10 protein-coding genes and 1 pseudogene are annotated in these 12350 nt (G+C 59.2%); 5 read left to right on the top strand and 6 right to left on the bottom strand.

Features of this window, described 5'->3' with window-relative positions:
- Positions 1-1347 (top strand): sulfatase family protein, encoded by a 1347-nt coding sequence (locus M9Q49_RS22085; RefSeq protein WP_254511002.1) that lies wholly within the window; start codon positions 1-3, stop codon positions 1345-1347.
- 141 nt (positions 1348-1488) lie between these two features.
- Positions 1489-1749 (top strand): hypothetical protein, encoded by a 261-nt coding sequence (locus tag M9Q49_RS22080; RefSeq protein ID WP_254511001.1) that lies wholly within the window; start codon positions 1489-1491, stop codon positions 1747-1749.
- 14 nt (positions 1750-1763) lie between these two features.
- Here the strand turns inward: M9Q49_RS22080 and M9Q49_RS22075 are convergent, their stop codons facing one another.
- The 3 genes from M9Q49_RS22075 to M9Q49_RS22065 form a co-directional block, all read right to left on the bottom strand.
- Positions 1764-2276 carry a hypothetical protein gene (locus tag M9Q49_RS22075; protein ID WP_254511000.1) on the bottom strand — a complete coding sequence of 171 codons (513 nt, stop codon included), beginning with the start codon at positions 2274-2276 and terminating at the stop codon, positions 1764-1766.
- Positions 2277-2297: 21 nt separating this feature from the next.
- The gene (locus M9Q49_RS22070; protein ID WP_254510999.1) at positions 2298-3206 is read right to left on the bottom strand and encodes a TIGR01777 family oxidoreductase; all 909 of its coding nucleotides are present in this window, start codon (positions 3204-3206) and stop codon (positions 2298-2300) included.
- 96 nt (positions 3207-3302) lie between these two features.
- Positions 3303-5681, bottom strand: coding sequence for an ATP-dependent helicase (locus M9Q49_RS22065; RefSeq protein ID WP_254510998.1), 2379 nt, complete (start codon positions 5679-5681; stop codon positions 3303-3305).
- A gap of 211 nt (positions 5682-5892) precedes the next feature.
- Here M9Q49_RS22065 and M9Q49_RS22060 point away from each other — a divergent pair, with 211 nt between their 5' ends.
- Positions 5893-6171 carry a DNA-directed RNA polymerase subunit alpha C-terminal domain-containing protein gene (locus M9Q49_RS22060; protein WP_254510997.1) on the top strand — a complete coding sequence of 93 codons (279 nt, stop codon included), beginning with the start codon at positions 5893-5895 and terminating at the stop codon, positions 6169-6171.
- Here M9Q49_RS22060 and M9Q49_RS22055 read toward each other — a convergent pair.
- Complete coding sequence (locus M9Q49_RS22055; protein ID WP_254510996.1) at positions 6168-7130, bottom strand: NAD-dependent epimerase/dehydratase family protein; 963 nt, start codon at positions 7128-7130, stop codon at positions 6168-6170. The two genes, M9Q49_RS22060 and M9Q49_RS22055, sit on opposite strands and share 4 nt — an antisense overlap.
- 114 nt (positions 7131-7244) lie before the next feature.
- On the opposite strand from M9Q49_RS22055, the gene M9Q49_RS22050 reads away from it, so the two are divergent.
- Positions 7245-7694, top strand: a complete 450-nt coding sequence (locus tag M9Q49_RS22050; RefSeq protein WP_254510995.1) for a VanZ family protein — start codon at positions 7245-7247, stop codon at positions 7692-7694.
- Positions 7695-8854: 1160 nt separating this feature from the next.
- On the opposite strand, the pseudogene M9Q49_RS22045 reads toward M9Q49_RS22050, so the two are convergent.
- Positions 8855-9220: pseudogene (locus M9Q49_RS22045) on the bottom strand (glycosyltransferase family 39 protein); the annotation flags it as partial.
- 1058 nt (positions 9221-10278) lie between these two features.
- Between M9Q49_RS22045 and M9Q49_RS22040 the strand changes: the two are divergent.
- A complete protein-coding gene (locus M9Q49_RS22040; protein WP_254510994.1) occupies positions 10279-11301 on the top strand; it encodes a dihydrodipicolinate synthase family protein in 1023 nt (340 codons plus the stop codon).
- Between the two features lie 185 nt (positions 11302-11486).
- On the opposite strand, the gene M9Q49_RS22035 is transcribed toward M9Q49_RS22040, so the two are convergent.
- Positions 11487-12137: a hypothetical protein gene (locus tag M9Q49_RS22035; RefSeq protein ID WP_254510993.1), complete on the bottom strand. Its 651-nt coding sequence runs from the start codon at positions 12135-12137 to the stop codon at positions 11487-11489.
- Positions 12138-12350: the final 213 nt, after the last annotated feature.

Here is a 12350-nt window from a genome sequence, read left to right as displayed (position 1 = left end):
ATGCGAGTCGGTTCATTTCTATTCTGCTTGCTGTTCGGCGTGGGCTTGGCGATTTCGTCGCAAGCCGCGGACAAGCCCAATCTGCTGATCCTTTACGCCGACGATCTGGGTTGGGGCGAAACCGGTTGCCAGGGTGGCAAAGACATTCCTACGCCGCACATCGATTCGATCGCCAAGAACGGCCTGCGCTTCACGCAAGGTTATGTCGCGGCGACCTACTGCAGCCCTTCGCGGGCCGGCTTGATGACGGGCCGTTATCCCACGCGGTTTGGGCACGAGTTCAATAGCGTGGCCAACAAGGTCGGCCTGGCGGCGAAGGAAACGACGCTCGCCGACCGCCTGCGAGCACAGGGTTATGCAACGGCCATCGTCGGCAAGTGGCATCTCGGCAATCAGCCCGAGAATCTGCCGACGAAACGCGGCTTTGATGAATACTTCGGCACGCTGGGCAACACGCCCTACTTTCATCCGACCAACTTCGTCGATACCCGCGTCTCGAACCAGGCCTCGACAGTGCAGGACGAAAAGTTCTACACCACCGAAGCCTACGCCGAACGAGCACTCGATTGGCTCGAGAAGAACAAGACCAAGCCCTGGTTCCTCTATCTGCCGTTCAACGCTCAGCATGCTCCGCTGCAAGCGCCGCAAAAGTATCTCGACCGTTTTCCGAACATCACCGACGAAAAGCGGAAGCACTTCGCTGCGGCGATGTCGGCCATGGACGATGCCATTGGTCGCGTGCTGGAAAAAGTGCGCGAGCTGAAGCAAGAAGAAAACACGATGATCTATTTCATCGGCGACAACGGCGGTCCGACGCAAGGGACGACCTCGAACAACGGCCCGCTGCGGGGCTTCAAGATGACGACCTTTGAAGGTGGTCCACGCGTTCCCTTCATCGCCCAGTGGAAGGGCAAGCTGCCGGCCGGCCAGACGTATGACTTTCCGGTGCTCAATCTCGACGTGTTGCCGACGGCACTCGCTGCCTGCGGCGCACCGGTCGATAGCTCGGCCAAGCTCGACGGTTTGAACCTGATGCCATACCTGACCGGCGAAAACAAAGCCCGCCCACACGAAACGCTCTACTGGCGGTTTGGTGAGCAGTGGGCCGTTCGCCACGGCGATTACAAACTGGTAGTGTCGAAGGGTGGCAGTGGCAAGCCGGAACTCTACAACCTGGCCGCTGACATCGGCGAATCGAAAGATCTTGCCAAGGATCAGCCCGAAAAGGTGAAGGAGTTGCAATCGCTGTACGACGCTTGGAACAAAGAACAAGCCGAGCCCAGTGCGCCCGATGCTCCGGCGGCGAAGAAACAGGAAAACAAAAAGAAGAAAAAGAATATGAACTAGAGTCGCCTTCGCTTCGCGAAAGGAAGTTTCATCACGTAGGACGGACCATTGGTCCGTCCGGATGTGCGAGTTCAACAAATTCTGCGAGCTAACCGCTGCCAGGAGCGGACCAATGGTCCGTACTACTGCTATCATAGGGGCATGTCAGCCAAGCCCGTTCCACCGCAGCCACCACCGCCAGACTTCAACGAAAAGCCCCGTTCGTCGGCGTGGACCATCGTCCTCGCCGGCGTCGGCTTGATGTTTGCAATCGTGGCCTTGACGTTTCTCACGCTGGGCTACTTCTCGCTCGTGGTGATGATCGGCGCGGGCGTCTTTATGCTCATCGGCGCGCAGTACCTGATCTGGGGCTGGTTGCTCGAGCGGATCTATCGCAATGGAAGAGAGAATCTCGAGGAGTGAATGCGTCAGGAGCGCTACCGGCCAGGAAACTTGAAAATCGATGGCCCGCGGTCCTCGTCGTCGTCATCCGGATCTTCCCGGTGCTCCAGGTCAAAATCCTGGCCCATGCCATCCAGTCCGTCCTGGGCAAAATCGACGACGCTGGCAAAGGCTGAGATCAGGTCGCGGAGCTCTTCTTCGCATTCGCCGTCGCGAATGTAGCCGGCCGGCCCTTCGGAATGGTCGTGAGCACATTCGAAATCGACGCCAAAACGCCGTGATAGCTCGCAGAGAATGTCGAGCATTTCGTGCACCGTGCCATCGGGTAAGTCTTCAGCGCTGGCCGAGGCAATGTCATCCTCGTGCGGCGTGAAATTCGGTTTGCTCGAACCGCTGAGTCGACCGGCCTGCAGATCCTGACCAAAGTAAACCGGCTCGCAGCTGAGCCAGGTGTAGCCTTGGATCAACTCATCGGCTGCGGCGCGTATTTGCGTTGCTTCAGACGGCGTGAGCGGGCGCGTCGTCGCGTACGAGATCGAAAATCCCATCGTGCAGTTCCCACGAGATGCCTAATTCAAGATTTCCCGCAGCGCCGGTTCTAGCGTGGGATATTGAAATTGAAACCCGGCGTCGAGCGGCCGCTTCGGCACGGCGTTTTGCGAAGCCAGCAGCACGTTGGCAAACTCGCCAATGAGCAACTTCAGCATGAAGTTGGGCGGCGCTGGCATGAACGTCGGCCGGTTCAAAACGCGGCCGAGCGTCTTGGTGAATTCATAGTTGGTCACCGGATTTGGCGCCGTTCCATTCAGCGGACCGCTGATGGAATCGCGCTCGGCAGCAAATAGCATCAAGCTGACGAGATCGTTGATGTGAATCCAGGGCATGTATTGCTTGCCCGTGCCGAGCGGGCTGCCGACGCCGAATTTGAACGGCGTGAGCATTTTGCTGATCGCGCCCCCTTTTTCACCGAGTACGATCCCGATGCGCGGGTTGACGACGCGAATGCCGGCGTGGCGGGCCGCGTGCGACTCGCGCTCCCAGGCAACACACACTTCGGCGAGCAGATCATCGCGTGGATCGGCATCTTCGGTAAGGACTTCGTCGCCACGGTCGCCGTAGTAGCCGACTGCCGACGCGCTTACGAGTACTCGCGGTTTTTTCGGCAACTGAGCGAGCGTATTCACCAGGTTCCGAGTTCCCTCGACGCGACTGGCCCGCATGCGACGTTTTTTCTCTTCCGTCCAGCGCCCTTCGGCAACCGGATCGCCAGCTAGGTGAAAAACCGCGTCCACGCCATCGAATGCTTCAGCCGGCGCGGGTTGATTTTCAGCGTCCCAGTTAAACGCCTTCACCTTGAACGCCGACAGCGTCTTCTCCGCTTTCGCCGCGTTACGCGAGAGGACTACGGCGGGTTCGTTCAAACGATGCAGCAAACGCTTACCGACAAAGCCGGTCGCGCCAGTGATTAAGGCCTTCATGATGTCTGCTCTCGTTGTCAGTGAAAAATGTGTCGCTGCTTTAGTATCCGCATTCGGCGCGAACAATTCACCGGGTGATGTTTTCAATGCTCAAATCTATGAATCCATCTCCACCGGTTCCAATTTGGCGTGAATCAAAAAGAACCGCCGTTCGCGGCCTTCCTTTTCGAAGTGAACGGTGACCGTTCGTTTTGGTCCTTCGCCGCCCAACGCCACGATCGTGCCCAGGCCGTGCTCAGGGTGCAACACGCTCATGCCGTGCTTGAACAGATGTGGTGCAAAACGGGGGCCAGTGTCGGCTTGCTGCGAAAGAAGATCGGCGCCGCTCATCAGCGAGAACCGCTTATCGAGCACCTTCTTCTTGGCAGCCGGCGGTTCGATCTGCGAAAAATCCTCCTCGGGATCGATTCGCGTTTTCGACTTTGGCGTCGGCAGTTCATCAGGCGGCAACTCGGCGGCAAAATCGTCATCGTCGGGCAACTGCGATTCGGGATCCTGCCAGGCTCTGCGTAACGAACTACTCGGCAACTGCCGCTGCATCTCTTCCTTCGGCAGTTCATTCAAAAATGAGCTCGGCACGGTCGGCGCATTCACACCGCGGAACATGCGGTACCCGGCGTAACTCAGCTGCAACTCTTCGCGAGCTCGGGTGATGCCCACAAACAGCAGTCGCCGTTCTTCTTCGAGTTTTTCTTCGTCATGCCGGCTCCGTTCGTGCGGCAGCAAGCCCTGTTCGCAGGCGACGATGAAGACGACGGGAAATTCCAGGCCCTTCGCCGCGTGCATCGTCATCAGCGAGACGCGGTCGTTTTCGGAATCGAAGGCATCGGTATCGGAGACGAGCGCGGTCTCTTCCAAAAAGGCTTCGAGCTTGCCACCTTCGGGATGCGTTACGTCGAACTGCCTCGCTGCCGTGAGGAGTTCTTCCAAGTTCGCCAAGCGTTCTTGGTCTTCCTCGCTCTCGGAATTCTGCAGCACTTCGCGATAGCCCGATTCGCTCAACACCAAGCCGACGATGTGTTCGACCTCGGCTGTGAGGGCGACGTTCAACTTGTCGACGAGCGCGACGAACTTGGCAACGGCCACTGCCGATTTTTTCGGCAGCCCTTCGACAACTCCGGCCTGGCGGGCGGCTTCGAGCATCGAGATGTTTTTGCGGCCTGCATGGTCCTGCAGCTTGTTGAGCGTGCTTTTGCCAATGCCGCGGGTCGGCGTATTGATGATCCGCCGCAGCGCGACGTTGTCGCGCGGATTGTTCAGCAGTTGCAAATAAGCCATCACGTCCTTGATTTCCATCCGCTGATAGAACTCGAGGCCGTTGACGATTTGATACGGAATGACGTGCTCGCGCAGGCCGTGCTCGAACTGCCGCGAAAGCGCGTTGGTGCGGAAGAAAATCGCGAAGTCGCGCGGCCGATACCGCCCCTGCCGCACGTAGGTCGCAATCTGATTAGCGATCTGCTCGGCTTCGTCGTTCGACGTGGGGTAGCAGGTCAGCCGAACTTTTTCACCTTCAGGGTTTTCGGTCCAGAGTTTCTTTTTCTTCCGCCGTGTGTTGTGCGAGATGAGCACATCGGCCACACGCAGAATCGCCTGCGTGCTGCGGTAGTTCTGCTCGAGCCGCACTGTTTTCACGTTCGAAAAATCGTGCTCGAATTCGAGAATGTTTCGCACGCTCGCGCCGCGCCAGCCGTAGATCGATTGATCGGGATCGCCGGTCACGCTCAGGTTCGGATGGTCGATCGATAAGGCGCGAATGATCGCATACTGAGCCAGGTTCGTGTCTTGATACTCGTCGACCAGGATGTAGCGATATTGCGAGTCGAGTTTCTTCCGTACCTCAGGACTCTCGCGCAGCAGCACCGCGACGTGTTGCAGCATGTCGTCGAAATCAACCGCGTTCGCGGCGAGCAACGCCTTTTGATACGCGGGATAAACGCGATCGACCGTGTGACTGAGCGAACTGCCGTAGAGCGAGGCTTCGCGATACTTGTCGGGCGTGATCAGATTGTTCTTGGCCGTGCTGATGGCGTGGGCAATCGCATCGGGCGAGGTGTGCGACAGTGAGACCTGTTGCTCCTCGAGCACGAGCTTCAGCAACTTGCGGCTGTCGTCCATGTCGTAGATGGAATAGTTCTCGCCGAGGCCGACATACCGCGCGTAGATGCGGAGCATGCGAGCGCAAAAGCGGTGGAACGTCCCCATCCACACGGGCTGCCCAGGCGCGAGCTTCGCGAGGCGGGATTTCATTTCGGCGGCTGCTTTGTTGGTAAAGGTCAGCGCCAGAATGCTCCGCGGCTGAATGCCGTGGCGGAGCAAGTTTGCGATGCGATGCGTGACGACGCGGGTTTTGCCCGATCCCGGCCCGGCCAGCGTGAGCATCGGGCCATCAATGTGCTCCACAGCGGCCAGTTGGGCGGCAGTCAGCGAGGCGAAGAGATCCGTCAGGGGGAGGTGGTTTTGCTCGGCGTCCATGCTTCGATTTTACCAAATTCGTCGCCGTTTGCGGCGGAGGCGAGCTAGCATAAGTCTGCTGTCACTTCATGAATCATTCTTGGAAAAATTCACGCTAGCATGTGGAAAATGAGTGACGAGCCATTATACTTTCGCCCGGCTGATTGGCTTCCAACGATTGGACGCCCAGCCAGGTTTGCAGTTTGAACCCAGTTTTTCGGGAGGGAACCCCATGAGCCGTACCCGCATTCCGCTCAGCCGCCAAGACGAACAAGCTCGCCAACAAAAGGAACGGTTGGAAATGAGCACGGCCGAAATCGGCCTCTCGGTCCGCACCACCAACTGCCTGGAAGAGCGCGGCATCTTCACTGTCCGCGACCTGCTCAACAGCACCCCGTCGCAGCTCCTCAGCATCGCCAACTTCGGCGAGAAGACGCTTGAGGAAGTTTATAAGTCGCTGGAGAAGTTCGGCTTCTTCCGTGCGTCGCGCGCCCAATTGGCCGTTCGCTAGTAGCTCACAAAATCGCGCACGCCCTGTTCGAGCGAAACCGCCGGTTGATATCCCAGCAGCCGGCGGGCCTTCGTCAGATCAGCGTGTGTCAGCGGCATGTCTTCCGATCGCGCGGGAAGGCGCTCGATGAGCGCCTTCTTCGCCGCGCATTTCTCAATGAGCGTGATCAGATCGCGCATCATCACCGGCTGATCATGGCCGAGGTTCAGGCATTCGCCCGCGATGTTCGGCGCGGTGAGCGCGCTGATCACGCCGCGGCAAATATCGCTGACGTGCGTAAAGTCGCGCAGCACGCTTCCATCGCCGAAGAGGCGAATCGGCTTTTCGTTTTTCACGGCAGTGGCAAATGCCGCGAGCGATAACTCGGGGCGCATCCGCACGCCGTAAACATTGAACAGCCGGAGCGAAACAAACGGCACGCCGTGGAGCTTGGCGTAGTTGAGTCCCAGCAATTCCGCGGCGCGCTTGCTCACGCCATAGGGACTGGCCGGGGTGCCGAGCGGCGCGTCTTCGACGAACGGCGCTTTCGCTCCCGGGCCGTAGACCGTCGAACTGCTGCTGAACAAAAACCGCTCGACCGGATGTCGCCGGGCAGCTTCGAGCAACGACAGCGTTCCTTGCACATTGTTGTGCAGCACTTCGGCCGGATGATTCACGCTGTAAGGGACGCCCGGAGAACCACCCAGATGCACGACGTGCGTGAAACGCTGCTCAGCAAACAGTTGCTCCATCGCGGCAGTATCGCAGAAGTCGGCTTCGACAATCCGCACCCGAGGCGACTTCGCCAGTTCGGCAGCATTTTGGCGTTTTAGCTGCGGGTCGTAGTAATCGTTGAAATTATCAAGGACGACGATCGTAGAACTGGCCAGCGGCGAATTTGCGGCTGCGGAGTGCTCTAAAAGCGCATGCGCTAGGTGACTGCCGATAAAACCCGCGCCACCTGTCACCAAAACCGTCATAAATCATCCCGCGAACTGCGTCACGCAGCATCAAGCCTGAGCCAACTTCGATTCCAATGTTATACTCCATTGTTCTGAGCCGATTTTCTTGCCGCGCCGGTCGATTCGCCGATCATGAGCACCTTCGACCCACCTTACGCCAAGCCGGCCCATGCTTTTCGCTCGCGGCTGTTCTTGCTGTCGCTGGTGGCGGGAGCCTGGTGGACGCTGCAGTTCATTGCCACCCACGTGCCGATCGCCTTGCCGGGGGCGGCGAACTCGCTCGACAAATATCAGCACTCGAGTGCGTTCTGCGTCCTCACCATTCTCTTATGCTCGGCCTATGAAACCTGGCGACCGCGGCGGGAGTGGGGTTACTTCGGCGTGTTCCTGCTCGTGATTGCCTACGGCGGTCTGGATGAGTGGACTCAGTCGTTCGTCGGCCGTCATTCCGACGTGCTCGATTGGTTCGCCGACTTCGGCGGCTCCGCTTGCGGAGTGGGCTTGATGTTTTTCGTCGCCGCTTTCTGGCGACGCTCAGCCGCCGCTTCCGACGCTGCTTCGGCTGCCGTCAGCACGCGATAGATCACCTGCGACGGCCGGGGCGCGAAACCGAGAAATTCCCGCTCCTCGCCGAAGCTGATCTCCTGCTTGAGCAGTCGCGTGTGTTCGAAATTGTTGAACAGACTCAGCGAATCCTTGGCCGAGAAACGTCGATCGTAGCCGTAGTTCCCCTCGCTCATGTATCGCCGCAGTTCGTTCCAATCGACGCAGAGATACTTCACGTTGCGTTTGGTGAACTCCTCGCGAAATTCCTCGACGGTCTTTTTTCCCGATCGCCAATTCAGCAGCACGCAATCGTCGAAGCACGTGTTGTAATAAACATTCGTCGCTTGCGACTTGCCGTTCAAATCCCACACGCAGGCGCCGCCGACCAGCAGCACGCCGCCGTCGCCGGTCAGACGTTCGTTCAGCCAGTGCTCGGCTGGCGTGAGACGCAAAAGTGCGAGGTCCATGGGGTCATTGGAGATTACCGGATCCTCGCGCAGATACTTCAGCGCGACGAACCACCGAGCATCGACCACGGCAGCAAAGCCGGTGAGCACGAGCACGCTGTAAAGCAAACCAACCGCGAGAAATGTGCGGGCGATGGCTGAGCCGGCGTTGTCCTTTAGCCAGGCATAACCAAACCCCGCCAAGAGCGCAAGCAGCGGCAGGGCGGGAACCAGAAATCGATCGATGCGGTGCGTCAGCAGATACCAGGCGACAAAATTAAACGCGACGAGGCCGACGGCAAGCCGGGCGAATCGCTCGATCGTTTGTGACTGCCGCGACTTGGAACGCCACTGTTGCAGCACCGCGAGGCAACCGCAGAGGGCCAGCGGCACGAGCAACGGGCTGGCTAGTGGTGAGCGAATGGCAAAGGAACTCGCTCGCTGGATGACATCGGCGACGGTGAACCGGCGCCCCGCTTTATCCTCCGGCACGGCGTGGGCTTTGACCCAGCGGGCATCTTTCTCCGGCGTACGGGTTTCGCCGCCGAGCGTCTTGGCGAGGAGTGGATAAACCGGGTTGCCGGTCAGCATCGCATTTTTGGCATACCACAGGCCACTGCCGGCCAGACCACCGATCAGCAGCAAGACCATGGCGATCGCGGCCTGACGAAGTTTCTCTAGGTGTGAGACCTGCGCGGCCTGACCGCCGCGGAGGCGGAACTTTCGCAGCAGCGTCTCGATCACCAGCGGCATGACCACGAAGATTGCCGCGGGATATTTCACGGCGGCGCCTGCTCCGGCAAAGAAACCAGCCAGCAACAGCGCCCGCCAATTTGCTTCGCCCCGCCACCAAACCCACCAGCAAGCGAGCAGATAAAAGCCGAGGACCGCGTCGTTCAAGCCGCTGATGGCAACGTGCCCGACCCAGGGCAGCGTCAAGTAGCAAACGGCAGCAATCAGTCCGACTTGCACGTTCCCCAGTCGCCGACCGATGCTCCACAGCAACAGTGCGGTGAGCGGCGCGTAGAGCGAAACGATCAGCTTGCCGGTCAAGCCGCCGAGCCACCAGGCTTCATCGCCGGCGCCGAGAATCGACGTAGCCGTGATCGCATGCATCTCGGCTCCGAGCGGCATGTTGGCATAGACATTGTGCGGCAGAAATTCAATCTGCCCGCGCTGCATCCATTCCTTCGGCGCTTGCAGGTGATACTCGCGTACGTCGAAGTCCCACGACAGCAGCACACCGCCGAACAAATACGGCAGACTCAGCAGAGCGATAAAAATCCAACCCCAGCGAGCCAGCCAGCTTTGCTTCTCGTCTTTCGTGAGCGGGATTTGCTCCACGTTCTCGTCGGCAGTTCCCAACAATCTCCACACGGCAACCGGCAGCAATAACAGGCCGATCAGCAGTCCCAGCCAAATCCACCAGGGCTCGCGCAGTGCGCCCGGTGTCGACATGCCACCGGCGAGCACCAGCAGCGAGCCTAGGTTCAATCCCGCGCCGAGCGCGAGCACGATGTGTTCAAGTTTGTCTTCGACTTTTTTTCCCGTGAGCCAACTCACCAGCAGCGAGCCAGGCCCGAGACTCGCCACCAGAATGAATAAAGCCGTGAGCACGATCGGCGCGCGATCGAAAAATCCCAGCGGCGGTTTGGCGTGACCAATATGGCCCAACCATTGGCCGATCAGATCTTCCGGCCGCATGATGCCGAGCAAGATTGTGCCGCGGTTAGCACTATCGAGAAACAGCCAGGTCCAGAAAAAAAGAATGCCGGCCAGGATGGCTGCTGTGCCCGTCCAGCGCAGGCCTAGTCGCGCGAGCAATTCGCTGGATTCAAATTGCTGCCGAGCGATGGCTGCGGCCTCGCGTGGTTTTTCTTCGCGGGCCGGTTCCTTGCGGGGCAAATCCTCGCGGCCGGGCCGCGGGCGTTTTTTCGGTGAACGGCCTGATTGCACGGAGAGGAACCTCGGGAAAGGACATTTACGCTATGCTGAGCAGTGTCGAGTTCGCAGTGCTTTTTGTACTAGCTGGCCGGCATTTTCGATACCAGCAGCATGAACCGCAGCTTGCGAAAACTTGCAGCGGTCGCCAGCCGAATTAGCCTGTATTGTTCCGCAAGACTCGCATTCGCATCGAGCCCGCCCGAATATTCCTCCCCGCACGATTCACCACCATGCCCACCGCCGACAACCGCCTTCGCGGCATCTTCACTCCGAACATCGTGCCGCTCGATAAGAACGCCGACATCAACGAGCCCGAGCTGCGGCGGTATGTCGATTGGCTGATCGATCACGGCGTGCATGGCTTGTATCCCAACGGCAGCACCGGCGAGTTCACGCGGTTCACGGTCGAGGAACGCCGCCGCGTGATCGAGATCATGGCCGATCAAACTCGCGGCCGCGTGCCGATTCTCGCCGGGGCCGCCGAAGCCAACGCTCGCGAAACGATCAAGGCTTGCGAGCATTACCACACGCTGGGTTGCCGCGCCGTCGCCATTGTTTCGCCCTTTTATTACAAGCTGTCGCCGGCCGGCGTGTATGCCTATTTCAAAGAGATCGCCGACAACAGCCCGATCGATATCACGCTCTATAACATCCCGATGTTCGCCTCGCCCATCGACGTGCCGACCGTGCAACGTCTGGCCGAAGAGTGCCCGCGCGTGGTCGCCATCAAAGACAGCTCGGGCGATCTGCCGCACATGATGCGCATGATCGCCGCCGTTCGGTCGCTGCGGCCCGACTTTAGCTTCTTCACTGGTTGGGATGCCGCCCTCATGCCCATGCTGCTGATCGGCTGCGATGGCGGAACGAACGCCACCAGCGGCGTGGCACCCGAGATCACCAAGAAGCTCTACGAACTGACTATCGCCGGCAAGATCGACGAAGCCCGCGATCTGCAATATCGCCTGCTACCGCTGTTCGACACCATGCTCTATTCGGCCGAGTTCCCCGACGGCTTCCGCGCTGCGCTCAAGCTCCGCGGCATCGATCCCGGCCCGAGTCGCCAACCGAAGTCTGATGTGCAGCTCGACCAGCTCCGCAAACTGAGCGACCAGTTGCAATGCCTCCTCGCTGCCGAAGGCTTCACCTCAGAGCCCGCCGGCGGTTGCAAGGTGCCGCCGCCGGTCGATGCCGACCACGTCGCGCGGATCGTCCAAAACGTCGTCGGCGAACTCCGCAAGCGCGGTATTGCCTAACTTGCCGCGGGCCAGCGATCACGCTATACCGAGGGGGTGTTATATAACACCCGGCGAGATTTTCTGTTTCTTGTAAAAGTCGTTTGTAGAGAACGACTTGCGCCGAAAATGGAGTGTTATATTCGGTCCAGAATATAACATTTTATAACACCTGCCCGATATGCCATTTATGCGATGGCTTTTTGCTATTTCTTCGGTTCCACTGGTGCTGGCGCCGTCACCGCTTCTTTTACCACCCGCTGAATCTCCTTTTGCAGAGCCACGGCATCGGTAGCTCCTCGGGGCAGCTCCATCAGGTCGGGCACTGCCGTGTATTCACCGGCCAAGGCCAGATCGCACACGCCTTGCCAGACATGCGGGGCGAGTTGCGGGTTGTCTTTGCTCCAGGCCAGCCAGGCGCTCTCGTGTTTGCTGTTGAGGGCGTCGAGATAGCGGCAGAGAATTTGGGGTTGGCCGCGACGGACGCTGGTCATGCCACGAGTCAAAGTGATGAGGTGCCAGGTCTTTTTCGCGGCTGGCGGAGCCGGCACGAGCTTTTCCGTGGCCAGGTAGCCTTCGAGCGTGCCGCTGATGTCGACATATTTCGTGGCTTGAATCTGCCAGCCGATGAACGGCACCTCGAGGAACGAAAACGACCGCCGTTCGAGCGTCTCGGCGCACAACTCTGTCCCATGCACCCGGCCAAACAGGCTCACAAAGCCATAGACCATGGCGATGCAGGAGAGCGTGCCCAGCACACCGAGCACGATCTTGGCCCAGATCGGCAGCCCGTTGCCGCTCCGCTTAGTGCGGACGGCCGGGGCAAAACTGGCGACTTGGGGAGCATTGCTCGCCATAAGGCTATTCCTGGTAAATCCATGCGACTCGCACTAACAGACACACGAACTCTTTCATTGTTCGCCGTGGGCGGGCGATTATCAACGGGAAAGTGCCACTCTCGTGACGTTGCCGTTTGTAAATTGACAAGTGGAACTCACGGTGCGAGATTTGGGTTGGTCTTCGTCGCCGCGATTGTAACTGTCAATTCGCTCTTGGTCATCAAAGCATAC

Origin of the sequence: Anatilimnocola floriformis (assembly GCF_024256385.1) — a bacterium.
Classification (GTDB): Bacteria; Planctomycetota; Planctomycetia; order Pirellulales; family Pirellulaceae; genus Anatilimnocola; species Anatilimnocola floriformis.
Note: the sequence above shows the minus strand (reverse complement) of the source record. Positions and strands in the feature narration are given on the sequence as shown.

Coding starts and splice junctions, on each gene's coding strand:
- M9Q49_RS22085 (WP_254511002.1), top strand. CDS start 1: ATGCGAGTCGGTTCATTTCTATTCTGCTTGCTGTTCGGCGTGGGCTTG.
- M9Q49_RS22080 (WP_254511001.1), top strand. CDS start 1,489: ATGTCAGCCAAGCCCGTTCCACCGCAGCCACCACCGCCAGACTTCAAC.
- M9Q49_RS22075 (WP_254511000.1), bottom strand. CDS start 2,276: ATGGGATTTTCGATCTCGTACGCGACGACGCGCCCGCTCACGCCGTCT.
- M9Q49_RS22070 (WP_254510999.1), bottom strand. CDS start 3,206: ATGAAGGCCTTAATCACTGGCGCGACCGGCTTTGTCGGTAAGCGTTTG.
- M9Q49_RS22065 (WP_254510998.1), bottom strand. CDS start 5,681: ATGGACGCCGAGCAAAACCACCTCCCCCTGACGGATCTCTTCGCCTCG.
- M9Q49_RS22060 (WP_254510997.1), top strand. CDS start 5,893: ATGAGCCGTACCCGCATTCCGCTCAGCCGCCAAGACGAACAAGCTCGC.
- M9Q49_RS22055 (WP_254510996.1), bottom strand. CDS start 7,130: ATGACGGTTTTGGTGACAGGTGGCGCGGGTTTTATCGGCAGTCACCTA.
- M9Q49_RS22050 (WP_254510995.1), top strand. CDS start 7,245: ATGAGCACCTTCGACCCACCTTACGCCAAGCCGGCCCATGCTTTTCGC.
- M9Q49_RS22040 (WP_254510994.1), top strand. CDS start 10,279: ATGCCCACCGCCGACAACCGCCTTCGCGGCATCTTCACTCCGAACATC.
- M9Q49_RS22035 (WP_254510993.1), bottom strand. CDS start 12,137: ATGGCGAGCAATGCTCCCCAAGTCGCCAGTTTTGCCCCGGCCGTCCGC.